The sequence below is a fragment of the Actinomadura decatromicini genome, from assembly GCF_008121305.1.
Lineage (GTDB): Bacteria > Actinomycetota > Actinomycetes > Streptosporangiales > Streptosporangiaceae > Spirillospora > Spirillospora syzygii.
Genome location: NZ_VSRQ01000014.1, coordinates 45,816 through 70,036 on the forward strand (window position 1 = coordinate 45,816; position 24,221 = coordinate 70,036).

At 72.2% G+C, this 24,221-nt stretch carries 22 protein-coding genes and 1 pseudogene; 2 read left to right on the top strand and 21 right to left on the bottom strand.

All coding sequences use genetic code 11. The features are described from left to right. Positions 1-21 precede the first annotated feature (21 nt). The 18 genes from FXF68_RS40655 to pgsA form a co-directional block, all read right to left on the bottom strand. Entirely contained in the window at positions 22-2,196 is a 2,175-nt protein-coding gene (locus tag FXF68_RS40655; protein ID WP_148768240.1) for a RelA/SpoT family protein, read from the bottom strand. Positions 2,197-2,759: 563 nt separating this feature from the next. Beyond that, positions 2,760-3,284, bottom strand: a complete 525-nt coding sequence (locus FXF68_RS40660; RefSeq protein ID WP_067894400.1) for an adenine phosphoribosyltransferase — start codon at positions 3,282-3,284, stop codon at positions 2,760-2,762. 124 nt (positions 3,285-3,408) lie between these two features. After that, positions 3,409-4,590 carry a protein translocase subunit SecF gene (gene secF / locus FXF68_RS40665; RefSeq protein WP_148768165.1) on the bottom strand — a complete coding sequence of 394 codons (1,182 nt, stop codon included), beginning with the start codon at positions 4,588-4,590 and terminating at the stop codon, positions 3,409-3,411. 3 nt (positions 4,591-4,593) lie between these two features. After that, entirely contained in the window at positions 4,594-6,321 is a 1,728-nt protein-coding gene (gene secD, locus FXF68_RS40670) for a protein translocase subunit SecD (protein ID WP_246179217.1), read from the bottom strand. Between the two features lie 119 nt (positions 6,322-6,440). Continuing rightward, positions 6,441-6,941, bottom strand: coding sequence for a preprotein translocase subunit YajC (gene yajC, locus FXF68_RS40675; RefSeq protein ID WP_187438370.1), 501 nt, complete (start codon positions 6,939-6,941; stop codon positions 6,441-6,443). A gap of 178 nt (positions 6,942-7,119) precedes the next feature. Beyond that, the gene (ruvB, locus tag FXF68_RS40680; RefSeq protein ID WP_148768167.1) at positions 7,120-8,187 is read right to left on the bottom strand and encodes a Holliday junction branch migration DNA helicase RuvB; all 1,068 of its coding nucleotides are present in this window, start codon (positions 8,185-8,187) and stop codon (positions 7,120-7,122) included. Positions 8,188-8,266: 79 nt separating this feature from the next. Continuing rightward, on the bottom strand, positions 8,267-8,875 hold the full coding sequence (gene ruvA, locus FXF68_RS40685; protein ID WP_148768168.1) for a Holliday junction branch migration protein RuvA: 609 nt from the start codon (positions 8,873-8,875) through the stop codon (positions 8,267-8,269). Further along, a complete protein-coding gene (ruvC, locus tag FXF68_RS40690) occupies positions 8,872-9,447 on the bottom strand; it encodes a crossover junction endodeoxyribonuclease RuvC (RefSeq protein ID WP_148768169.1) in 576 nt (191 codons plus the stop codon). Before ruvC ends, ruvA begins: the two co-directional genes overlap by 4 nt. Before the next feature lie 125 nt (positions 9,448-9,572). Next, positions 9,573-10,724 (bottom strand): GNAT family N-acetyltransferase, encoded by a 1,152-nt coding sequence (locus tag FXF68_RS40695; RefSeq protein ID WP_148768170.1) that lies wholly within the window; start codon positions 10,722-10,724, stop codon positions 9,573-9,575. 89 nt (positions 10,725-10,813) lie between these two features. Next, complete coding sequence (locus FXF68_RS40700; protein ID WP_067894429.1) at positions 10,814-11,569, bottom strand: YebC/PmpR family DNA-binding transcriptional regulator; 756 nt, start codon at positions 11,567-11,569, stop codon at positions 10,814-10,816. A gap of 3 nt (positions 11,570-11,572) precedes the next feature. Continuing rightward, entirely contained in the window at positions 11,573-12,190 is a 618-nt protein-coding gene (gene pdxT / locus FXF68_RS40705; protein WP_148768171.1) for a pyridoxal 5'-phosphate synthase glutaminase subunit PdxT, read from the bottom strand. Between the two features lie 136 nt (positions 12,191-12,326). Next, positions 12,327-12,941 (bottom strand): DUF6928 family protein, encoded by a 615-nt coding sequence (locus tag FXF68_RS40710; RefSeq protein ID WP_148355977.1) that lies wholly within the window; start codon positions 12,939-12,941, stop codon positions 12,327-12,329. Positions 12,942-13,053: 112 nt separating this feature from the next. Continuing rightward, positions 13,054-13,977 carry a pyridoxal 5'-phosphate synthase lyase subunit PdxS gene (pdxS, locus tag FXF68_RS40715; RefSeq protein ID WP_148768172.1) on the bottom strand — a complete coding sequence of 308 codons (924 nt, stop codon included), beginning with the start codon at positions 13,975-13,977 and terminating at the stop codon, positions 13,054-13,056. Between the two features lie 92 nt (positions 13,978-14,069). Further along, positions 14,070-15,107: a DUF3048 domain-containing protein gene (locus FXF68_RS40720; protein WP_148768173.1), complete on the bottom strand. Its 1,038-nt coding sequence runs from the start codon at positions 15,105-15,107 to the stop codon at positions 14,070-14,072. 104 nt (positions 15,108-15,211) lie between these two features. After that, the gene (locus FXF68_RS40725) at positions 15,212-15,754 is read right to left on the bottom strand and encodes a hypothetical protein (RefSeq protein ID WP_148768174.1); all 543 of its coding nucleotides are present in this window, start codon (positions 15,752-15,754) and stop codon (positions 15,212-15,214) included. Between the two features lie 4 nt (positions 15,755-15,758). Then, entirely contained in the window at positions 15,759-16,928 is a 1,170-nt protein-coding gene (locus FXF68_RS40730; protein ID WP_148768175.1) for a glycosyltransferase family 4 protein, read from the bottom strand. Positions 16,929-16,985: 57 nt separating this feature from the next. Next, positions 16,986-17,921: a phosphatidylinositol mannoside acyltransferase gene (locus FXF68_RS40735; RefSeq protein ID WP_281292271.1), complete on the bottom strand. Its 936-nt coding sequence runs from the start codon at positions 17,919-17,921 to the stop codon at positions 16,986-16,988. After that, on the bottom strand, positions 17,918-18,553 hold the full coding sequence (gene pgsA, locus FXF68_RS40740; protein ID WP_148768176.1) for a phosphatidylinositol phosphate synthase: 636 nt from the start codon (positions 18,551-18,553) through the stop codon (positions 17,918-17,920). The genes FXF68_RS40735 and pgsA overlap by 4 nt, the downstream gene beginning before the upstream one ends. Positions 18,554-18,925: 372 nt before the next feature. Between pgsA and FXF68_RS40745 the strand changes: the two genes are divergently transcribed. Then, positions 18,926-21,091 (top strand): elongation factor G-like protein EF-G2, encoded by a 2,166-nt coding sequence (locus FXF68_RS40745; RefSeq protein ID WP_148768177.1) that lies wholly within the window; start codon positions 18,926-18,928, stop codon positions 21,089-21,091. A 144-nt stretch (positions 21,092-21,235) separates the two neighbouring features. Continuing rightward, the gene (locus FXF68_RS40750; protein ID WP_148768178.1) at positions 21,236-22,078 is read left to right on the top strand and encodes a polysaccharide deacetylase family protein; all 843 of its coding nucleotides are present in this window, start codon (positions 21,236-21,238) and stop codon (positions 22,076-22,078) included. A 208-nt stretch (positions 22,079-22,286) separates the two neighbouring features. On the opposite strand, the gene FXF68_RS40755 is transcribed toward FXF68_RS40750, so the two are convergent. The 3 genes and pseudogenes from FXF68_RS40755 to FXF68_RS40765 all read right to left on the bottom strand — a co-directional run bounded on the left by FXF68_RS40755 (position 22,287) and on the right by FXF68_RS40765 (position 24,106). Further along, positions 22,287-22,742, bottom strand: a complete 456-nt coding sequence (locus FXF68_RS40755) for a peptidase inhibitor family I36 protein (RefSeq protein ID WP_148768179.1) — start codon at positions 22,740-22,742, stop codon at positions 22,287-22,289. A gap of 411 nt (positions 22,743-23,153) precedes the next feature. Further along, a pseudogene (locus FXF68_RS40760) lies at positions 23,154-23,489 on the bottom strand (thiol-disulfide oxidoreductase DCC family protein); the annotation flags it as partial. Beyond that, the gene (locus tag FXF68_RS40765) at positions 23,486-24,106 is read right to left on the bottom strand and encodes an HIT family protein (RefSeq protein WP_425458667.1); all 621 of its coding nucleotides are present in this window, start codon (positions 24,104-24,106) and stop codon (positions 23,486-23,488) included. The pseudogene FXF68_RS40760 and the gene FXF68_RS40765, both read right to left, overlap by 4 nt. Between the last annotated feature and the right edge of the window lie 115 nt (positions 24,107-24,221).

Here is a 24,221-nt window from a genome sequence, read left to right on the forward strand (position 1 = left end):
ACGGACGCCGCGGCGTCGCCCCTAGCGGGCGGCGCCGCTGGTCGTCCGGTACACGTCGTAGACGCCGTCGATGGACCGGACGGCCTTCAGCACGTGCCCGAGGTGCTTCGGGTCGCCCATCTCGAACGTGAACCGGCTGACCGCGACCCGGTCGCGGGTCGTCGTGACCGACGCCGACAGGATGTTCACGTGCTGGTCGGACAGGACGCGGGTCACGTCCGACAGCAGCCGCGGCCGGTCGAGCGCCTCCACCTGGATCGCCACGAGGAAGACCGACTCCTCCCCCGGCGACCATTTGACGTCGATCAGCCGGTCGGGCTGCGACTTCAGGCTGGCGACGTTCGCGCAGTCGGCGCGGTGCACGGACACGCCGTGCCCGCGCGTCACGAACCCGACGATGTCGTCGCCCGGGACCGGGGTGCAGCACCGGGACAGGCGGACCCAGACGTCCGGGTCGTCCGCGACGACGACGCCCGGGTCGCCGGCCGGACGGGTCCGCTTGCGCCGCGTCGGCAGCGCGATCTCGGCGAGGTCCTCGTCGGCGGACTCGACGCCGCCGAGCGCGTCCACCAGCTTCTGGACGACGTTCTGCGCCGACACCTGGCTCTCGCCGACCGCCGCGTACAGCGACGACACGTCCGGGTAGCGCAGGTCGCGGGCGAGGGCGAGCAGCGCCTCGCCGGACATCATCCGCTGGAGCGGCATGTTCTGCTTGCGCATCGCGCGGGCGATGGCGTCCTTTCCGGACTCGATCGCGGTGTCGCGGCGCTCCTTGGAGAACCAGTGCTTGATCTTGTTGCGGGCGCGGGCGGACTTGACGAAGCCGAGCCAGTCGCGGCTCGGGCCCGCGTCCTGCGACTTGGAGGTGAACACCTCGACGGTGTCGCCGTTGTCGAGGGTCGATTCGAGGGGGACGAGACGGCCGTTGACGCGGGCGCCGATACATCGGTGCCCCACCTCGGTGTGGATCGCGTACGCGAAGTCGACCGGCGTCGCGCCCTGCGGCAGCGCGATCACGTCGCCCTTCGGCGTGAACACGAACACCTCGGACACCGACAGGTCGAACCGCAGCGACTCCAGGAACTCGGCCGGGTCGGCGGTCTCCTTCTGCCAGTCGAGGAGCTGGCGGAGCCACTGCATGTCACCGGCCTTGCGGCCGCCGACCGTCTCCTCCTTGTACTTCCAGTGCGCGGCGACGCCGTACTCGGCGCGGCGGTGCATGCCCCAGGTGCGGATCTGCAGCTCGACGGGCTTGCCCTCCGGGCCGATGACCGTCGTGTGCAGCGACTGGTACATGTTGAACTTCGGCATCGCGATGTAATCCTTGAACCGGCCTGGGACCGGGTTCCACCGCGCGTGGATCGAGCCGAGCGCCGCGTAGCAGTCGCGGACGCTGTCGACGAGGACCCGGATGCCGACCAGGTCGTAGATGTCGTCGAAGCTGACGTCCCGCGCGATCATCTTCTGGTAGATCGAGTAGTAGTGCTTCGGCCGCCCGGTCACGGTGGCCTTGATCCGGGCCTCGCGCAGGTCGGTCGAGACGTTCTCGATCACTTCCTGGAGGTAGACGTCGCGGCGCGGGGCGCGCTCGGACACCAGCCGCGCGATCTCGTCGAACCGCTTCGGGTACAGGGTGGCGAACGCGAGGTCCTCCAGCTCCCACTTCAGCGTGTTCATGCCGAGGCGGTGCGCGAGCGGCGCGAACACCTCGAGCGTCTCGCGGGCCTTCTTCTCCTGCTTGTGCCGCGGCATGTAGCGCAGGGTGCGCATGTTGTGCAGCCGGTCGCCGAGCTTGATCACCAGGACGCGGATGTCGCGGGACATCGCCACGACCATCTTGCGGACGGTCTCGGCCTCCGCCGCCTCCCCGTACTTGACCTTGTCGAGCTTGGTGACGCCGTCGACGAGCGCGCCGATCTCGTCGCCGAACTCGGTGGTCAGCTGCTCCAGCGTGTACGGGGTGTCCTCGACGGTGTCGTGCAGCAGCGCCGCGCAGAGCGTCTCGGTGTTCATGCCGAGCTCGGCGAGGATCGTCGCGACCGCGAGGGGATGCGTGATGTAGGGGTCGCCGCTCTTGCGCTTCTGGTGGCGGTGGTAGTGGGCGGCGACGTCGTAGGCGCGCTCGATGAGCCGCAGGTCCGCCTTCGGATGGGTGTTGCGGACCGTCTTGATCAGTGGTTCGAGTACCGGGTTCATAGCGGGGCCGCGCTGGGCGCCCAACCTGGCGAGCCTACGGCGCACCCGGGCGGCAGACGGTGGAATCGTGGCCGGCGTGGGCCTGGACGGGACGGCGGGCCCGGAGTTCCGGGCCGGCGCCGCGGGCTTCTCGGCCGCGGACGCCCTGCCGGACTTCTTCTCGGCGGGCCCGTCGGCGGGCTGTTCGGCGGGGGGGTCGGCGGGTTTCTCGGCGGGTTTTCGGTCAGAGCCTTTTGCGGGATCCTCGGCGGGTTCGCCGGGCGCGGGTCTCGCGTCGGCCGGCTTCTCGGCCGGCGGTTCGGCGGGCTTGTCGGCGGCCGGAGCTCGCCGCGCGCCGGTCCTCCCGGCGGCGGGCGCCTGCTCCGGCGGGCGCTCCGGCTCGGGCGGCGCCTGGACGTCCCCCGTCGTCGGCGCGGCGGTGTCGTTCACCGCGTCGGTCGATACCACCTCACCTGGCACCCAGCCTCCTTGATCCACGCGGGCGCTCGTTCCCGCTGACCGGCGGGGCGCGCCCGTCCCCGCCGGGCCCTGATGGCGCCAGTGTATCCGGCGCTTATTTCGTACTAGACCGTAACGAGGGAATGAACGTCCAGATTCCGCAGCTTGTCGCGTCCGTTCAGGAACGAAAGCTCCAGCAGGACGGACAGCCCGGCGATCTCCCCGCCGCCCCGGCGGACGAGTTCGGCGGTGGCCGCGGCCGTCCCGCCGGTGGCGAGGACGTCGTCGACGATCAGTACACGGTCGCCCGGTTCGAGCGCATCGAGATGGATCTCGATGGTCTCGGTCCCGTATTCGAGATCATAGGTCTCCTCGTGCGTCGCCGCGGGCAGTTTCCCCTTCTTGCGCACCGGCACGAAGCCCGCGCCGAAATGGTAGGCGACGGGCGCGGCGAGGATGAACCCGCGCGCCTCGATCCCGACGATCTTGTCGATGGTGCCGCGGCCGTGGTGGTTGACGATCGCGTCCACGACTCCCGCGAACGCGACGTGGTCGGCCAGCAGCGGCGTGATGTCCTTGAAGACGACCCCGGCCTTCGGGTAGTCGTCCACGTCGCGGATCCTGTCCTGGATCAGCTTGCCGAGGTCCACGTTGCGCTCCCTGTGACGTATTCCACTGTCGTGCGGTCCGGGCGAAGGTGCCCGGACACGCGCCGTGCCCGCGTCCACCGGGGCTGACTCGCCCCGGCGGGCGCGGGCACGGCCGCCGGACGGCTTACTTGCCCCGGCGCTGCTGACGGGTGCCGCGCTTCGGCTGCTGGCGCGGCCCGGTGTTCACGACCTTGCGGACGGTGACGGCGCTGCGGACGTCGTCGGCGGACCCGCCGCCCGTGTCGTCCGCGTCGTCCGCGTCGTCCGAGGCGGACGGACCGTCGTCCGAACCGCCGCCGGAGGCGCCCGCCGTCGCCTTGACCTTCGCGGTCTTGGCCTGCCGCTTCGTGCTCTGCTCGCGGCGGGCGATGTTCTGGCGGATCTGCTTGTACTTCGGCTCGCGCTCCTTGAACTGGACGAGCAGCGGCGTCGCCACGCAGATCGACGAGTACGTCCCGACGATCATGCCGACGAACAGCGCGAGCGACAGGTCCTTAAGGGTGCCCGCGCCGAACAGCGTCGTCCCGATGAACAGGATCGCGCCGACCGGCAGGATCGCCACGAGCGAGGTGTTCAGGGAGCGGACCAGGGTACTGCTGAGCGCCTGGTTGGCCGCCTCGCTGTAGGTGGTCTTGGAGGTCGGCCCGAGCGGTTTCGTGACCTCCTTGATCATGTCGAAGACTACGACCGCGTCGTAGAGCGAGTACCCGAGGATCGTCAGGAAGCCGAGCAGCGTCGCCGGAGTGACCTCGAACCCGGACCAGGCGTACACGCCCGCCGTGATGATCAGGTCGTGCACCAGCGCGACGACGGCGGCGAGCGCCATCCGCCACTCGAACGCGACGGACAGGTAGGCGATGATCAAGATCATGAAGACGATCAGCGCCTGCCACGCCTTCTTCTGGATCTCACCGCCCCACGAGGCGCCGACGACCTGGGTGCTGATCTTGTCCGGAGCGATGTTCAGCTTCTGGCCGACGCTCGTCTTGACCTCGGTGACCTGGGCGGACGACAGGCTCTCGGTCGTCACGCGCCAGTCGCCGCCCGCCTTCTGCACGATCGCCTGGTGCGCGCCGCCGCCGGTGACGGCGCCGCGCACGTCCTCGATCGAGGTGCCCGCGGACTTGAAGGTGAAGACGGAGCCGCCCTTGAACTCGACGCCGAAGTTCAGCCCCTGGACGATCAGCCCGGCGATCGACAGGGCCAGCAGCAGCCCGGAGATCGTCGCCCAGATCTTCGGGCGGCCGACGATGTCGGCGCTGATCTCACCGCGGTAGATCCGGGAAGTGACCGCACGCAGTCCCATGGCTCAGCCCTCCTGGCTCGTGCCGACGGCGGCGGCGGTCGACTTCTGCGCCGCGCGGTGCAGCCGTCTCGGGTCGAGCCCGGACAGCGGATGGCCCCGGCCGAAGAAGTTCGTCCGGGACAGGAGCGCCACCAGCGGCTTCGTGAAGAAGAACACCACGACGATGTCGATCAGCGTCGTCAGGCCCATCGCGAACGCGAACCCGGCGACGCCGCCCACCGCGAGGAAGTACAGCACCAGCGCGGCGAGGAACGTCACCGCGTCGGCGACGAGGATGGTGCGCCGCGCCCGCTTCCAGGCGTTCTCGACCGACGGCCGGAGCCTGCGGCCGGCGCGCAGCTCGTCCCGCAGGCGCTCGAAGTAGACGATGAACGAGTCGGCCGTGATGCCGATGGAGACGATCAGGCCGATGATGTGCGGCAGCGACAGCCGGAAGCCCATCCCCTCGCCGAGGATGACGACCGCCAGGTAGGTGATCATGGACGCCACCGCGAGGCTGGACACCGCCACGAGGCCGAGGCCCCGGTAGTAGAACAGGCAGTAGAGCACGACCAGCCCGAGCCCGATCGCGCCCGCGATGAGGCCGCCGCTGAGCTGGTCGGAGCCGAGCGTCGACGACACCTCGTCGATCGAGCTCTGCTTGAACTCCAGCGGCAGCGCGCCGTACTTCAGCACGTTGGCGAGGTCGTTGGCGTACTGCTGGTCGAAGCTCTCGGGCGGCCCGTCGATGCTGGCGGTGCCGCCGGTGATCGCGCCCTCCCGGATGCTGGGCGCCGAGACGACCTGGCCGTCCAGGACGATCGCGACCTGCGCCCGCGGGGAGTTCGGGTCCTGCTGGTAGGCGCCGTAGGCGTCGGTGGTGACCGCGCCGAACTGGCGGGCGCCCTTGCCGTCGAACTTCAGCGACACCGACCAGCTCGCCTGGCCCTGCTGGGAGTTCGGCGGCATCGCGTTGGCCTTGTCGACGTTCTCGCCGAGCACCCGGACGGGGCCGAGGATGTACTTGGTGACCCGGTCGTCCTCCGCCTTCTGGTCGCAGGCGGCGACGAACTGGCGGCTCGGGTCGTTCGCGCCGGGGACGCGCTTGTCGCCGCCGTAGCAGTCGAGCGTCTCGAACTGCTTGATCACCGCTTTGTCGGTGACGCCGGGGTAGTCCTGCGCGGGAGCCTGCGGCTGCCCGGACGGCTGCACCAGCGGCGACGACGGCGTCGGGGCCGCCGTCGGCGCGCCGGACCCGGACGGCTTCGGCGTCGGCGCGGCCAGCGCGCCCGACAGCGCCCGGCCGCGCGGCGTGGCCGACCCCGAGGGAGACGCGCTCCCGGACGGCGACGCGGACGGCGACGGGCTCTTGCCGTCCTTCTTCCCGCCGTCCTTGGCCTTGCCGGTGGGGCTCGGCGTCGCGGCCGGCGGCGCGGCCGAGGTGGGCTTGCCGTCGGCGACCGCGAACACCTGCCGGAACTGGAGCTTGGCGGTCGTTCCGATCAGGTTGACGACGCGGCCCTGTCCCTCGCCGGGGACGTTCACCACGATGTTGTTGCTGCCCTGCTTGGTGACCTCCGCGTCGGACACCCCGAGGCCGTTCACCCGCTGAGTCATGATCTTGACGGCCTGGTTCATCTGCTCGGCCGGCGGGTTCTTGCCGTTCGGGGTCTTGGCGGTGAGGGTCACGGTCGTCCCGCCGGCGAGGTCGAGCCCGAGCTTGGGCTTCGTCTGCCCTTGCCAGACCGCCACGCCGGCGAGGACGACCAAGGTAGCGAAGAGCGCGAGGAGCGTGCGCCCAGGCTTGGGAGCGCTGCTTGACGGAGCCACTTGTCGTCTAACTTCCCGTCTGGAGTCGAAACCGGAAGAGATCAGGCGGACGGCTTGTCCGCCGCCTTGACCTTGGCCCTCCCCTTGGGCTCGGACTCATCCGCCCCGTCTTCACCGTCCGCCTCGTCCTCTGCCGAGGCGTCGGTGCCGGCGTCCTTGGACAGGTCGACGCGCTCGTCGTCCCCGTCCTGGTCGTCGTCCCCGTCGAGCTCGTCGTCGAGTTCGTCGTCGACGTCGTCCGGGTCGTCGTCCTTGAGGACCTGCATCACGGCCTGCTTGACGAAGCGGACCTCGACGCCCTCCGCGATCTCCAGCACGACGCCGTCGTCGTCGACCTCCACGACGGTGGCCCGCATCCCGCTGGTCGTCAGCACGCGCGCGCCTGGCGTCATCGCGTTCTGCATGTTCATCTGCTCCTTGCGCCGCCTGCTCTGCGGGCGGATCAGCAAGAAGTAGAAGACCAGGGGCACGGCGAGGAGCAGCAGCAGGTTGAAGGCCCCGCTTCCGCCCGAGCCCGCCGCGATAATCATGTCGCTGCCCATTACCGGGGCATCCTTCCGATGTCGTTTGCCCAGCCAGTGACCGGACCGGTCACGAACCACGGGACCGCCGGCTGGAGACGGTGAACCAGGTCCCGGAGTCTAGAGAGTACGCGAGACCCCGGCAACGACGCGACGATCGGTGACGCCGGGAAGTTCCCAACCCGTTACCCGAAGATCATCATTCCGAGCTTTCCGGATCGTCCCGGTCCACATCGAACAGCGTCCCGGCCATGGGCGCGGTCGGCGGCGGGGTCAGCCCCAGATGCGCCCATGCGGCGCCCGTGGCCACCCTTCCGCGCGGCGTCCTGGCCAGCAGGCCCTGCCGGACGAGGAAGGGCTCCGCGACGACCTCCACGGTCTCCGGCTCCTCCCCCACCGACACCGCCAGCGTCGACAGGCCCACCGGACCGCCGCCGAACTTGCGCAGCAGCGATCCGAGGACGGCCCGGTCGAGCCGGTCGAGGCCCCGTTGGTCCACCTCGTACAACGCGAGCGCGGACCGCGCGGATTCCCAGGTCACCGTCCCGTCGCCGCGGACCTCCGCGTAGTCGCGGACGCGGCGCAGCAGCCGGTTGGCGATCCGGGGGGTGCCGCGCGAGCGCCCGGCGACCTCGGCGGCGGCGTCGGCGTCGATCTCCACGTCCAGGAGCCGCGCCGACCGGCGGACGATCACCTCCAGCTCGGCGGGCTCGTAGAAGTCCATGTGCGCGACGAAGCCGAACCGGTCGCGCAGCGGGCCCGGCAGCATCCCGGCCCGGGTGGTGGCGCCGACCAGCGTGAACGGCGCGATGTCGAGCGGGATCGCGGTCGCGCCCGGGCCCTTGCCGACGACGACGTCGACGCGGAAGTCCTCCATGGCCATGTAGAGCATCTCTTCGGCGGGACGGGCCAGCCGGTGGATCTCGTCCAGGAACAGGACCTCGCCCTCGGCGAGCGTGGACAGCACCGCCGCGAGGTCACCGGCCCGCTCGATCGCCGGACCGGACGAGATCCGCAGCGGCCGCCCCAGCTCCGCCGCGATGATCATGGCGAGGGTGGTCTTGCCGAGGCCGGGACCGCCGGACAGCAGCACGTGGTCGGGCGTCCGGCCGCGCCGCAGCGCGCTCTGCAGCACCAGCGACAGCTGCTCGCGGACGCGCTCCTGGCCGACGAAGTCGTCCAGCTTCTTCGGCCGCAGCGCGGCCTCGATCGCCTGCTCCTCCGCGCCGACCGCGTCCGCCGACACCAGCCGCTCCGGCTCACTCATCCGCAGCCCCCCGGTTCGCTGCCGCTCATCCGCGCCTCTTGTGGGGGACGACCCCCCACACCCCCCGGTTCGCTGCCGCTCATCCCTTGCTCAATTTCTTCAACGCGGACCTCAGCAGGGCGGCGACGGGGGGCGTCTCGGCGCCGTCGAGGTCGGCCGCGACGGCGGTGACGGCGGCGTCGGCGTCCTTGGCGGACCAGCCGAGGTTGATCAGGCCCATCTGGACCTGCTCGCGCCACGGCTCGGCGCGGGCGGGCGCGCGGAGGTCGGGGGCGGCGTCCCCGACCGGGCCGCCGAGCCGGTCGCGCAACTCCAGGACGATCCGCTGCGCCCCCTTCTTCCCGATGCCGGGGACCTTGGTCAGCGCGGTCAGGTCCTCGGCGGCGACCGCGTGGCGCAGCGCGTTCGGCGTGTGCACGGCCAGCATCGCCAGCGCCAGCCGCGGGCCGACGCCGCTCGCGGTCTGCAGCAGCTCGAACGCGGTGCGCTCGTCGTCGTCGGCGAACCCGAACAGGGTGAGGGAGTCCTCGCGGACGACCAGCGAGGTCGGCACCTTCGCGTGGTCGCCGACCCGCAGCCCGGCGAGCGTCGCGGGGGTGCACTGCACCGACAGGCCGACGCCGTGGACGTCGATCACCGCCCCGTCGGGTCCGGCGGCGGCCACCCGGCCGCTGACGAAGGCGATCACTCGCTGGTTCCTCCTCTGCTCCGGGCGGCGAGCCGGGCGCGCTCGGCCTCCGCCGCCTGCTCGATCCGCGTCTTCTGGGCGCGGGCGAGGCGGTCCCGCGCGCCGCCGCGCCACACGTGGCAGATGGCGAGCGCGAGGGCGTCGGCGGCGTCCGCGGGGGTCGGCGGCGCGTCCAGCGCGAGCAGGCGCGTCACCATTCTGGTCACCTGCGCCTTGTCGGCGCGGCCGTTCCCGGTGACGGCGGCCTTGGCCTCGCTCGGGGTGTGCAGCGCGACGGGCAGGCCGCGGCGGGCGGCCACCAGCATCGCGACCCCGGCGGCCTGCGCGGTGCCCATCACGGTGCGGACGTTGTGCTGGGCGAACACGCGCTCCACGGCGACGGCGTCGGGGCGCAGCTCGTCGACCAGCGCCTCGATGCCCGTCTCGATGCCCAGCAGGCGCAGGGCGACCTCGTCGCCGGGCGCGGTCCGGACGACGGACACGTGCACCAGGCTGAGCCGCCTGCCCGGGGCGCCCTCGACGACCCCCACCCCGCACCGGGTGAGCCCGGGGTCCACCCCCATCACCCGCACGGCCGCTCCTTCGATCACCTGTTCGGCCGAACACGCTACCAACTCGGCGTGACACCGGCACGGGCCGCGGGCGTGTCGCCCGGACGAAGGCGCTCAGAAACCAGAGCGCTCAGAAACGGAGGGGCTCAGAAGTAGTCGAGGCTGAACGGCGCGGCGGCGAACGCGGCGGCCAGGACGCCCGCCTCGCCGCCGCCGAGCAGGCCGGACAGGCGCAGCGTCGGCACCGGCACGCCCGCGTAGAGCGCCGCGAGCCCCCGCGCCCCGACCCGGACGGCGGCCGGATCCGCGGCGGCGCGCTCCAGCCGCCCGCGGCCGTCCGCGACCTCCAGCCGCCAGTGGCCCGAGTTCGCGGGACACTGCGGATCGTCGACGAGCAGGGGCGCCGAGCCCGAGACGCCCTCCGGGAAGCCGCGCGCCTCGATCGCGGCGGGCGCGTCCACCAGCCGCAGCATCCACTGGCTCCGGTGGACGTTCTCCTTCTCACGCTCGCGCAGCATCCAGAGGACGGGGTCCATCGGCGACACGCACGCCCGGACGGTCTGGGCCGTCGACGAGCCGGACCCGACGATCGCCCACAGCGCCCGCAGCGTCCGCTCCGACGACGCGACGAGCTTGCCGACCTCGAGGTGGGTGTTGCCGTCCGCCCACCGGTAGGCGAGGAAGCCGTCGTCGGCCTGGTAGGAGAAGAGGCCGGGCGTCGCGAGGACGGCCCGCCAGCGTGGCTCGTCGAACCCGACCGGGCCGCAGTCGCGGGCGTCCGCGTGCGCGCGGCCGACGACGGCGGCGACCCGCGCCGCGTCCTCGGGCCCGGCCCGCCGGACGGGGACGCGCTCGGCGGCCACCGTGCGCAGTTCCTCGGCGGGCAGTTCGACGTGGTGCTGCGCGCCCGCGTGTTCCCAGCCCAGCCGCCGGTAGAGGGTGGTCGTGGCCGGATACAGCATGGCCAGCGAATGGCCGAACGCGGCGCACCGCTCCAGGAGGCCGGTCACCATCGTCCGCGCGAGCCCGGTCCCGCGCCGCTCGGGCGCGACGGTGATCGAGCTCACGCCGCCCATGGACACCGGCCGGCCGTGCCACCACTGCGTCATCGCGTACAGCGCGCCGGTGGCGACGACCTCGCCGCCGTCGAACCCGGCGAACTGCCGCCCGGCCTCGGCCGACGGCGCGAACATCTCGGCGCGGCGGGCCCACAGGTCGTCCGGGACGGGCCCGAAGGCGCGGGCGCGGATGTCGCGGACGCGGTCGATCTCCTCCGGCCTGAGCGCGCGAACCTGCATGATCGAGACGTTACGGCATGCCGCGGACGCGAAACGCCGCCGCCCCGGGCGGGCGGCGGCGTCGGCGGAAGGCGCCGGTCAGGCGGCGGTCAGGCGTCGATCGCGGCCAGGACGTCGTCGGGGACGTCGAAGTTGGCGTAGACGTCCTGGACGTCGTCCGAATCCTCCAGGGCGTCGAGGAGGCGGAACACCTTCTTGGCGTTGTCCTCGTCGAGGGGGACGGTGACGGTCGGCAGGAACTTGCTCTCGGCCGACTCGTAGTCGATCCCCGCGTCCACCAGGGCGGTGCGGACGGCGACCAGGTCACCCGCCTCGCTGACGACCTCGAAGTTGTCCTCGTCGAGCTCGTTGACCTCTTCGGCCCCGGCGTCCAGGACGGCCATCATCACGTCGTCCTCGCTGGTGCCCGACTTCGGGACGATCACGACGCCCTTGCGGTTGAACATGTACGAGACCGAGCCGGGGTCGGCGAGCGACCCGCCGTTGCGGGTGAGCGCCACCCGCACCTCGGATGCCGCGCGGTTGCGGTTGTCGGTCAGGCACTCGATCAGGATCGCGACGCCGCCGGGCGCGTAGCCCTCGTAGGTGATGTTCTGCCAGTCGGCGCCTCCGGCCTCCTCACCGGCGCCGCGCTTGCGCGCGCGCTCGATGTTGTCGTTGGGGACGGAGTTCTTCTTCGCCTTGTAGATGGCGTCGTAGAGCGTCGGGTTGGCGTCGGGATCGCCGCCGCCGGTGCGCGCCGCCACCTCGATGTTCTTGATCAGCTTGGCGAAGAGCTTGCCCCGCTTGGCGTCGAGGGCAGCCTTCTTGTGCTTGGTCGTCGCCCATTTGGAATGGCCGGACATCTGTCATTCCTCCTCTGTCGCCCGGCGCACCAGATCGGCGAAGTAGTGGTGCACGCGGTAGTCGCCTGTCAACTCCGGATGGAACGCGGTCGCGATGAGGCGCCCCTGGCGGACGGCGACGATCCTACCGGCGCTCGGACCGCTCTCGGTGCGTCCGAGGACCTCCACGGCCTCGCCGACCGACTCGACCCACGGCGCGCGGATGAAGACGGCGTGGTACGGCGCGTCCCCCATGCCGGTCAGCTCGACGGCGGACTCGAACGAGTCGACCTGGCGGCCGAACGCGTTCCGCCGCACGGTCATGTCGATGCCGCCGACGGTCTCCTGGCCCGCGACGCCGTCCCGGATGCGGTCCGCGAGCATGATCATCCCGGCGCAGGAGCCGTACGCGGGCAGGCCCGCCTCGATGCGCTTGCGCAGCGGTTCGAGCATCTCGAAGGAGCGGGCGAGCCGCCACATCGTGGTGGACTCCCCGCCCGGCAGGACGATCCCGTCGACGCGCTCCAGCTCGTCGGGCCGGCGCACGCTCAGGGCGCGCGCACCCGCCGCCTCCAGCGCGCGCATGTGCTCTCGCACGTCGCCTTGCAGGGCGAGGACACCGATCGTGGGCACAGCGGTCACGTGGAACCTTCCCGGGGTGTGGAGATCGTCCAACCTTAGACGTTCCGTACAACGTTCCACGACCGCGCGGCTCTTCCCGCCGTCCCGGCGTCCGTCCGCCCGGGAGGGACTCCCCCAGACGCCCGGAAAGGGCGCGTCAGGCGTGCTTGAAGCGGCGGAGCGGCAGTTCCAGCGGGAGGAAGCCGTCCTTGCCCCGGTCGGCGATGCCGCGTCCGAACATGTGCTCCTGGGCGAGCGCGAGCCCGAACTCCTCCGGGTCGAACGGCAGCGGGACGTCGGGCGCGCCCGCGTCGATCGCCCGCCAGAACGGGCGCTCGGCGGGCAGCCGCTCGCCCTGGTCGACGACGACGCCGTCCTCGGCCGTGACGAACACGTCCCGGCGCAGCTCGCCGGACTCGTACCAGCGGAACCAGCAGCCGTGGATCATGTTCTGCAGGACGAGCACCCCGCACCGCGACCCGGGCAGCGCGGCGGCCGCCGTGTCGGCGATCCGGCGCGCGTCGTCGTCGAGGCCGAACAGCCGCCGGTCGCACAGCAGCAGCGCCCGCTCGAACGCGCCGACGAACAGCTCGTCCTCGTACGGCCACAGCGCGAAGTCGAGGACGGTGTCGCCGGTCTCCGTCAGCGTGTCCGCCGGGTACAGGCCGCGCGCGATCGCGGCGGCGGCGTCCGGGTCGGGCACGAGGCCCGGCCGGAACACCTCCGCGGGTTCACCCGCGCTCGCGCACGCCAGCGCGACCGACCAAGCCATGCTCAACCCCTCCCGCGGCCGGGCACCGCCCGAGGAGCCGCGCTCCTCACCGGCCGCGCCGCCAGCGTAAACCCTGTCAGGGGCCGGTGTGGAGAGGGGTCCCCCGATCCGGTTACCAGCCGCGGCCCGCGAACTTCTGGTCGTCGCCGAGGGAGGCCACGTTGATCCCGACCATGGCCTCGCCGAGCCCGCGGGACACCTTGGCGATCACCCCGGGGTCGTCGTGGAAGGTGGTGGCCTTCACGATCGCCTCGGCGCGCTGGGCCGGGTTGCCGGACTTGAAGATGCCGGAGCCGACGAAGACGCCCTCCGCGCCGAGCTGCATCATCATGGCGGCGTCGGCGGGCGTCGCGATGCCGCCTGCGGTGAACAGGACCACGGGCAGCCTCCCGGCCTCGGCGACCTCCTTGACCAGCTCGTACGGGGCCTGGAGCTCCTTCGCGGCGACGTAGAGCTCGTCCTCCGGCAGGTTCTGCAGCCGCCGGATCTCGCCGCGGATCTTGCGCATGTGCGTGGTGGCGTTGGAGACGTCGCCGGTGCCGGCCTCGCCCTTTGAGCGGATCATCGCCGCGCCCTCGGTGATGCGCCGCAGCGCCTCGCCTAGGTTGGTGGCGCCGCACACGAACGGGACGGTGAACGCCCACTTGTCGATGTGGTTCTCGTAGTCGGCCGGGGTGAGCACCTCGGACTCGTCGACGTAGTCGACGCCGAGCGCCTGCAGCACCCGGGCCTCGACGAAGTGGCCGATGCGGGCCTTCGCCATCACCGGGATGGACACCGCGGAGATGATCCCGTCGATCATGTCGGGGTCGCTCATCCGCGAGATGCCGCCCTCGGCGCGGATGTCGGCGGGCACCCGCTCCAGGGCCATCACGGCGACCGCGCCCGCGTCTTCGGCGATCTTCGCCTGGTCGGGCGTGACGACGTCCATGATCACGCCGCCCTTGAGCATCTCCGCCATGCCGCGCTTGACGCGGGCGGTCCCGGTCTCGGGCGCGGCGTTCTCAGGGACGGGAGTGGAAGTGGACACGGGCATTCCTCACTGCACGGACGATAAGTCCCTTCCATGGTATTGCCTGCTCGTCAGGCGTCTCGACCCGCATTGTGTCAGCGCGGGCCCCGCGCCGGTTACGGGATGTACGGTTTCCCGTCGTTGACGAGCACGACCCAGACCTGGCCGGGCGCGAAGTTGACGGGCGTTCCGTCGGCCGTGGTGTAGGTCGTCCCCTGACCCTCGGAGGGGCGCGACCACTTGGCGTTGAACGCCTTGCCGTCCCGCAGGACGACGGCCCGTCCGGTCCCGGTGGTGTGGATCAGGGGCGTGTAGCTGCCAAGGAAATCGTGGAACTTCGACCGGGTCGTCTTGGCGTACTGGACGACGACCGTCCGCCCGCCCAGGACGCCGCCCTCCGCGGCGACGTCGGGCCGTCCGCCCCAGCTCGCGAGCCACCGCTTCTGCTTGGCCGACCACGTGAACCCCATCGTCGCGGCGGGCCACCGCGCCGTGAAGGTCTTGACGGGCCTGCCGCCCGCGGGAGCGTCCCCGAAGCGGAACCCGATGTCGCGCGGCTTGGCGGCCTTCGGAGCCCGCTTCAGCAGGTTCCTCGGGTCGGCGTACAGGTTGTAAGGGATGTGCCGCTCCCCGGAGCGGAAGTACGCGGCGCCCGCCGACTCCTGGGACAGGTCGTACAGCGGCGCCTTGCGCACGTACTTCTTCATCTTGCTCTGGACGCCGGAGAACGCGAAGGCGGGGCGTCCGAACTGCGGCAGGATGTGCAGGTCGGAGATCCGGGCGCTGCGGACCGGTCCAACCCGCTTCGGCAGCCGGGACGAGAACACCGCCATCAGCCGCGTCTCGCCGCCCTCGACCTGCTCGACGTACACGATGTCGGCGGCCGACACCCCGCTCTGCGGCAGCGCCGGGCGGGTGTTCTCGATCTTGACCGCGAGGACGGGGTTGGTCAGCCCCTTGGCGCCTCCGTTGAAGGGGTGCGTCGCGGGGACCGGGGTCGGGCTCTCGCCGGGCGCCTCCGTGCTGCTCGGCGGCGCCGCCGACCTGGGGCCGCCCGAGTCCGAGCAGGCGGACAGCGCGGCGGCGCCGAGCGCGAGCAGGCCGAACCACGCGGCCGCCCGGCCCCTGACGGTGCTGCCCAAGACGGATCGCACGATCTGCCCCTCCCTTGTCCGGTCGCCCAGAGAGTCCTAGAGGGTAGCGAACGCCCGGATGCGTCCGTCCTCGTCCGCGGTACGGGCCCGGACCGGCGGCGGGGTCACGCCCCGGGCGGATCGTCGTCGATCTCGAAGAAGTCGGGCAGCGGGGCGCGCCCGGCGAGCGGCAGCACCCGGATCAGCGGCTTGCGGCGCGCGGCCCGCGCCTGCCGGACGGCGTCGTTGTAGAACCGGCGCGCGTAGGCGACGCGCGCGGCGGACGAGGCCAGCTCGTCCAGCGCCGCCTCCCCGGCGCCGGGGGCCCCGGCGGTGAGCGCGCCGGCGAAGCCGGGCTGGTCGACGACCGCGCGCAGCGCCCGGGACAGGTCGCTCTCGGCGAACTCGCGGTTGTCGGCGTCGGCGGTGCGGGCCTCGTGCGCGGCGGTCGCGAGGACGAGGCTCGCCGCCGGGTCGAGGAGCCGGGACGCGGCGAGCTCCAGCGCGGCGGCGGCGCGCCGGACGAGCGCGGCGTCCAGCGCGGCGCGGGCCGTCTCGACGCGGACGTGCAGCCGGTCGAGCCGGGTGGCGCGCCACGACACGTACACGCCGACCAGGAACACGACGGCGACCCAGAACAGGACGTCGATGATCCAGTCGTAGGACACGGCGTCAGGCCCCGAGGCCGGACTCGACGACGCGGGCGCCCGCACCGGCGAGCGTGACCGTCTCGTACACGCGGAGGACGTCCCTGGCCACGGCCGACCAGTCGTAGGCGCGGACGGCGGCGCGGGCCTCCGCGGACAGCCGCTTGCGGCGCGCCGGGTCGTCCAGCAGGTCGGCCGCCGCGGCGGCGAGGGCGGCGTCGTCGCCCGCCGGGAACAGCGCCCCGGCCCGGCCGCCGAGCAGGACCCGGTCGAACGCCTCGATGTCGCTGGCGAGGATCGGCGCGCCCGCCGACATCGCCTCCGCGAGGACGATCCCGAAGCTCTCCCCGCCGAGGTTCGGCGCGACGAACACGTCCACCGAGTGGTAGGCGCGGACCTTGTCGGCCTCGCTGACCAGCCCGAGGACCACGACCCGGTCGCGCAGCCCCGGCGGGACGCGGGAGAGCGCGTCGTCCGCGTCGCCCGGCCCGGCGATCAGCAGCCGCAGGCCGGGCCGCGCCGGGGCGAGCGCCTCGAACGCGCGCAGCAGCACGTCCAGGCCCTTGCGGGGCTCGTCGATCCGGCCGAGGAAGCCGAGCGCCGCAGGGTCGGCGGGGCCGCGCGGGACGTCCGCGCGGCCGGACCAGCCGGGCAGCGGGTCGGCGAGCGCGTACCGCTCGGTCGCGACGCCGTTCGGGATCAGCACGGCGTCGCCGCCGAGGTGCTCGACGAGGCTGGTCCGGGCGGCCTCCGACACCGCGATCCGGCCGGTGATCTTCTCCAGCGCGCTCTGCAGGATCGGCGACATCACCGACAGCGCCCGGGACCGCTCGTAGGAGGCGTGGAACGTGCCCACGATCGGCCCGTCGGCGGCCCAGCAGGCGAGCAGGCCGAGCGACGGCGCGGTCGGCTCGTGGACGTGCAGGACGTCGAACCCGCCCTCGCGGATCCAGCGCCGCACCCGGCCCGCCGACCGGAACCCGAACGCCAGCCGCGCCACCGACCCGTTGTAGGGCACGGGCACGGCGCGCCCGGCGGACGTCACGTGCGGCGGCAGCCGCGCGCCGTCGTCCGCGGGCGTGATCACCGACACCCGGTGGCCGAGCGCGATCAGCGCCTCGGCGAGGTCGCCGATGTGCTGCTGGACGCCGCCCGGCACATTCCACGTGTACGGGCAGACGATGCCCACCTTCATACGCCGACCTTCATATGCCGCCGACCTTCATGGGCCCCCCTTCGCCGGGCGCCGTCCTCAGCGGTCCTCGTCCGCGAGGTCGGCCACCCAGACCTTCTGCAGCATGTGCCAGTCCTCGGGGTGGGCGGCGATGCCCGCCTCGAAGACCCGCGCGAGGTCCTGCGTCATCGCCTGGATCTTCTCCTGCCTGCCGCCGCCGTCCGGCACCGGGATCTCCGCGTGGACCCGGGCGGCCCAGTACTCCCCCTCGTACCAGAGTGTCACGGGGATGAGGGCGGCGCCGGTCTGGACGGCGAGCGCGGCGGCGACGGCGGGCATCCGGGCGGTCGCGCCGAAGAACTCCACGTCGATGCCGCTGGCGGTGAGGTCGCGGTCGACGACCAGGCACACCGGGCGGCCCGCGCGCAGCCGCTGCGCCATCCGCCCGTAGGCGGACGCGCCCCGGTGGGCGAGCACCTCCATGCCGAGCCCCTCGCGGAACTCGACGAACCGGTCGAACAGCGACTCGGGCCTCAGCCGCTCGGCGACCGTGGTGAACTGGTACCCGCTGTGCACCAGCCACGCGCCCGCGTGCTCGTAGTTGCCCATGTGCGGCAGCGCCAGGATCACGCCGCGCCCCGAGTCGAGGTTGGTGAAGATCTTCTTCTCGCCGGTGACCCGCATCTTGCCGAGGATCCGCGCCCGGTCGTACTCGGGCAGCCGGAACACCTCCAGCCAGTAGCGGAAGTAGGACCGCAGCACCTTCTTGCTGAGGACGCGGACCTCGTCGTCGACGGCGTCCTTGCCGAGGACGCGGCACAGGTTCTTCTCCAGCTGCCGCACCCCGGAGCCGTAGCGGTGCCAGGTCCGGTCGGCGAGCGCGGCGAACGCGACCCTGGCCGCCGTCTCCGGCATCTTCCGGACGACCGTCCAGCCGACCGCGTAGGCGGCGTCGGCCACCTCGTCGCGCAGCGACGGACCGGTCCCGCGCGACGGCGGCCGGGCCGGGGTCACGGGTGCGGCTCCGGCTCCCGCGACGCCGCCGCCGCGGCGTCCCGCGCCTGGGCGTACACGGTGGCGAACCGCTGCCCGACCGTGACCGTGCTGATCCCGGCGAGCACCCACAGCGCGACCGCGAGGATGTAGGGGACGCCGAGCCCGTCGAACCCGGCGGCGACGAGCGCGACGATCAGCCGCTCGGCACGTTCCGCGATGCCCACGTTGCAGGTGTACCCGAGGCCCTCGGCGCGGGCCTTGGCGTAGGACACCACGACCCCGGAGACGAGGCAGTACAGGGCGACTCCGGCGAGCAGGGCCTGGTCGTCGCGGTACAGGCCGATCATCAGCCCGGAGAAGATCGCGGCGTCGGCGACCCGGTCCATCGTGGAGTCGAGGAACGCGCCGAACTTGGAGATCTTCCCGGTGACGCGGGCGACGGCGCCGTCCAGCATGTCGAACAGGACGAACGCGGTGATGACCATCGTGCCCCAGAAGAACTCGCCGCGCGGGAACAGCGCGAGCGCGCCGGCGGCGACGCCGAGCGTGCCGACGACGGTGATGGCGTTGGGCGAGAGCCCGCTCCGCGCGACCGCGTTTCCGACGGGGGTGAGGACGCGTTCAAGCGCGGGCCTGATGTTGTTGAGCATCGCCGTCCGATCTCGTTCTTCCGTGGGGGCGTCGGCCGCGTGACGTCGCGGTCCGCCGCGGCGCGCCCATCGTAGTGCGGAGGCGGGCCCGCGGAGTGCGGAGCCGGAGCGCGGAGGCGAGGGCCGGGCGGCCAGGGCCGGTTCGCCGCCCCGCGCTCCGGACAGATCGCAGTTGATTGCCGTCCACCCCTTGTGATCCCGCCCGTCACGGGAAAAGGTGGTGGTACGGGTGTGACGTCGGTCACGCACGTTGGACGAGGTCGGACGCCGCACTCGGACGTCAGGGCCGGGCCCCAGCGCCGGGGCCGGGCCGGGTACCGCACGCGGGCCTGCCCGCGCGACACGCGCGGAGACCCGTCCGAGGAGGTAGTCATGGCGGACAAGGGAGGCCACCCGGGAGCCCCCGGCAGGGCACCGGAGGCCGGCGGGTGCGACAAGGTGCGCAACGTCGCGTTGGTCGGCCATTCGGGAGCCGGGAAGACGACGCTCGTCGAGGCGCTGCTCGCCGCGACGGGCACGCTGCAGCGGGCGGGCAGGGTCGAGGACGGCACCACCGTCACCGACTACGACGAGGTCGAGGTGCGCCAGCAGCGCTCGGTGAACCTCGCGCTCGCCCCGTTCACGCACGGCGGCGTCAAGATCAATCTCATCGACACCCCCGGCTACGCCGACTTCGTCGGCGACCTGCGGGCCGGGCTGCGCGGCGCGGACGCCGCGCTCTTCGTGATCTCGGCGGTGGACGGCATCGACGGGCTCAGCCGGATGCTGTGGGAGGAGTGCGCGGCGGTCGGGATGCCCCGCGCGGTCGTCATCACGAAGATCGACCAGCAGCGCGGCGACTTCGACGACGTGGTCCTGAGCTGCCAGGACGTCTTCGGCGAGGGCGTCGCCCCGCTGTATTTCCCGGTCGGCTCGGGGGACGGGCCGACCGGCCTGATCGGCCTGCTGACGCAGCGCTGCCTCGACTACGCGACCGGGACGCGCACCGAGTGCGACCCCGATCCGGAGTACCTCGACCAGATCGCCGAGCAGCGCGCGTCGCTGATCGAGGGGATCATCCAGGAGAGCGAGGACGAGTCCCTCATGGACAGGTACCTGTCCGGCGAGGACATCGACGTCAAGGCTCTCATCGAGGACCTGGAGACCGCGGTGGCGCGCGGCAGCTTCTACCCCGTCCTCGCCACGTCCGTCCCGCACGGCGATCACCCCGGCCCGGTGATCGGCATGCAGGAGCTTCTGGAGGTCATCAGCCAGGCGTTCCCGTCGCCCCTCGAACACGGCATCCCGTCCGTGGCCCCGGTGCGGGGCGGCCCCCCGACGGAGGTCGCGTGCGACCCGGACGGGCCGCTCGTCGCCGAGGTGATCAAGACGACGTCCGACCCGTACGTGGGACGGATCTCGCTGGTCAGGGTCTTCTCCGGGACGCTGCGCCCGGACACCACCGTGCACGTCTCCGGGCACGGCATGGCGGACCGCGGCCACGAGGACCACGACGTCGACGAGCGGGTCGGCGCGCTCACGTCCCCGCTCGGCAAGACGCAGCGGACGGCGGCGGCCTGCATCGCGGGCGACATCTGCGCGGTCGCGAAGCTCAGCCGCGCCGAGACGGGCGACACGCTGTCCGATCCCGGCTCCCCGATGGTGATGGCGCCCTGGTCGATGCCCGACCCGCTGCTGCCGGTGGCGATCCGGGCCAAGTCCAAGGCGGACGAGGACAAGCTCAGCCAGGCGCTCGGCCGCCTCGTCGCGGAGGATCCGACGCTCCGGCTGGAGAACAACTCCGAGACGCGGCAGCTCGTCCTGTGGTGCATGGGCGAGGCGCACGCCGACGTGCTGATCGACCGGCTGCGGTCGCGGTACGGCGTCGAGGTCGAGCGCACCGACCTGCGGGTGCCGCTGCGCGAGACGTTCGGCGGGACGGCGAAGGGCCTCGGCCGGCACGTCAAGCAGAGCGGCGGGCACGGCCAGTACGGGATCTGCCACATCGACGTGGAGCCGCTCCCGTCCGGCGAGGGGTTCGAGTTCGTCGACAAGATCGTCGGCGGGGTGGTCCCCCGGCAGTTCATCCCCTCGGTGGAGAAGGGCGTCCGGCAGCAGATGGCGCGCGGCGTGTCCGCCGGATACCCGCTCGTCGACATCAAGGTCACCCTGCACGACGGCAAGGCCCACTCGGTGGACTCGTCCGACATGGCGTTCCAGGCCGCCGGGGCGCTCGCGCTGAAGGACGCGGCGAGCCAGGTGCCGATCCTGCTCCTGGAACCGGTGGACGAGGTCGACGTGCTCATCGCCGACGACTACGTCGGCGCGATCATGTCCGACCTGTCGTCGCGGCGCGGCCGGGTGCTCGGCTCCCAGGCGGTGCCCGGCGGCCGCACCATGATCAAGGCCGAGGTACCGCAGTTGGAGATCATCCGCTACGCGATCGACCTGCGCTCCATGTCGCAGGGAACCGGGACGTTCAGCCGGACGTTCCTCCGCTACGAACCGCTCCCCTCGCACCTCGCCGACAAGGTCGCGGCCGAGTCCAGGGACGGCTGACCCCGCCGGGACGCTCCGGCGCGGGGGCCCCCGCGCCGGAGCGTCATCCCTCAGGCTGACCGCGTTTAGGCCCGGAGGCTGATCGAGAACTCGGCCCGGAGGTTGAGGCCGGGTCCGCGGCGCCGTGGGATCCTTGTTCTCGTCATGAGAAAATCGGGGGACCACGACGCGCCGGGCACGCCCGCCAAGCCCACGCGCCGCAAGGTCATGAAGGGTCTGGGCGTCGCCGCGAGCGGGCTGGCGCTCGGCACCGGGATCAGTGCTGCGCTGCCGCGCAAGGACGACGAGGCCGCCGCGATGGCCATCCCGGAGGCCGGGCCGTGGACGCCCGCCGCGGTCCACGGCCACGTCGACGTCACCTGGTCGGTCGACACGTCGCAGAAGCTGGTGGCGCTGACGTTCGACGACGGGCCCATGCCGAAGTGGACGCCGATGGTCCACGACGTCCTCGACCAGGAGCGGGTCAAGGCGACGTTCTTCCTGGTGGGCGAGCGCCTGGTGCGCAACGCGCGGCTGGTGCACGGGCGGATGGACCGGCACGAGGCGGGCAACCACACCTGGGGGCACGCCGACCTGGCGGTGCTCAGCCACCAGGCCGCCTGCCGGCAGATCCACCGGGCCCACGCGGCCATCGAGCGGATCACCGGCAAGGAGCCGCGGCACCTGCGGCCCCCGTTCGGGCGGCTCGGCGGGACGACGCTGAGCGCCGCCGGGCAGTTCGGCTACAGCCTGACGCTCTGGTCGATCAAGATGCTGGAGAAGACGTACGAGCACGACCCGCCGCAGCTCGTCGACTACATCGTCGACAACACCCATCCGGGGACGATCGTCCTCGCGCACGACACGGGGCAGCCCGACCGGCTGGTGGCGCTGCGGAACCTCGTCCCGATGATCCGGAGGCTGCGCGCCAAGGGCTTCGAGTTCGTCACCGTGTCCGAGCTGATGGCGGCGTCGTCGCCGCCCCCGTCGAAGAAGGGCTCGTCCTGACGGGTCCTCCCGCGCGGGCTCGGCCGGTGGTGAACGGCCGCCGGTGCGGGCCCAGGCTCGCACCGGCGGCGGAATAGGCGGCCGGGGAAAGGCGCGAATTCCGTGCCGACGGACTTCCCCGGCCATTAGAGGAAGCGGTGGATCGCCGCCTTTTCGATTACCGGCGGACGGCGCGGCCCGCTTTCACGGCGTTCCGCGTTTGTCGGGCTCAGCCTCCGCAGGGGTTTCCGAGCTTGTACGAGCTGATCTTGTCATTGAGGCTGTAGCTGCGCAGGTCGCCGATCTTGTTGCGGGGACGCAGCGCCCAGCGCCCGACGCAGACCTTGCGGCCGCGGTAGTTCCGGTTCTCGTAGAAGCGGACCGTCCTGTAGGCGTTGTTGATCACCGAGCTGGCCCGGTCGTTGGCGGCGTCGCCGACGTAGGACCTGTTGCGGTCGCCGCGCCAGGACCACAGCGTGCCGCGAAAATTTGTGTTCCGGTACAGGCACACCCAGTTCTCCGGACACGCGACCTGCATGTTCTGATCCGCCGGGACGACCACGCGCACCGTGCCCGAGTCGTAGACGGCGCTCGCCGTCCGGGCGTTGGCGGGCGCGCCCGGAACCAGCGCGACGAGGGCCGCGGCGGCGGCCGTGGCGGCGAGCGTCAGTCCAGCCTTGCGCATATCTCTCTCCTTTTGGGAGCAGGGATGTGCGATCCATTCAAGTGGCGGGGTCGTCCGGGCGGATATTCGCCGATCCGAACGTCGATCGCGATGTCAGTTTGTCAGGCTTGCGCTCGGCCGATCAACAGACGGAATTCCCGTTCCCGAGCCGGGAGCCGCCGCGTCGGCATTGGACGGCGGCGTCCACATCATGTCCATGCAGTTCCAGGTGATCTTCACTGCGATGACCGCCGGAAATTGAAATGTAACGGACTGACCTGATGCGGTCATTTTCCGCCGCCTTTCGGCGGCGTTTCCAGCGAGGGCGGTTCAGTTGGGGCGTTCCCGGTCCGCAGCGCCGGGACCCCGGTCCGCCGCGCCCGGACGCCGGGCGGCGGGCAGCTCGCACGCCGCCGTTCCGCCGGGCAGCCGGTGCCGGTTCTTCGAGACGGCCCGGTAGACGGCCTCCGCGACCCAGATCACCGGGACCGTCCGCATGGCGACGCCGAGGGCCCGCCAGGGGCCGCCCGCGTCGGTCAGGAGGCGTCCGACGGCCTCGGCGCCGCCGCTGACGCGGCCCGTCCGGTCCACCCAGAGCACCTCGCTGCGGGCGCGCTCGGCGGTCGTGCCGAGCGCCTCCAGGTCGGCGAACTGGTACGCGGTGAGCTCCGCGCGGTGCGGCACGTACCGCTCCAGGAACCGGACGGACGACGTGCAGAAGCCGCAGTCGCCGTCGTACAGCAGCACCGGCCGTTCCCGCCGCGTCACGGCTCGGGCCAGGCGTCGGCGAGGAGCTGCCGGGTGTCGCGCAGCAGTTGCGGCAGCACCTTCGTGTGCCCGACGACCGGCATGAAGTTCGTGTCGCCGCCCCAGCGCGGGACGACGTGCTGGTGCAGGTGCGCCGCGATCCCCGCGCCAGCGACGAGGCCCAGGTTCATCCCGACGTTGAAGCCCTGCGCGCCGCTCGCCTTGCGCAGCGCGGCGAGCGCCCGCTGCGTGAAGACGGCCAGCTCCAGGTACTCGGCCTCGTCGAGGTCGGTGTAGTCGGCGACGTGCCGGTACGGGACGACCATCAGGTGCCCCGAGTTGTACGGGTAGAGGTTCAGCACCGCGAACACCGACCCGCCGCGCGCGACGACGAGGCCCTCCTCGTCGGACATCCGCGGGATCTCGCAGAACGGGCAGCCGTCGCCGGACCCGGCGCCCGTCGGCTTGCCCTCGCCCTTGATGTAGGCCATGCGGTGCGGGGTCCACAGCCGCTGGAAGTTGTCGGGCGCGCCCGCGCCGCCCCGCTCCTCCTCGAAGCGGGGCCCGCGCTCGTCCCCGGCCCCGGACGCGCCCTCGCGCCCCTGCTGCACCACGGACTCCTCCGGCTCTGCGCTCAAGGCGGCGGTCTCCTTTTGTTCACGGCCTGACCAGCAGCATAGAGAGAGACGCCCGGCGCCCTGCAGCCGGGCTCCCTCGCGTGCGCGCGGGCGCGCGCCCGCGGAAAGCGCCCGT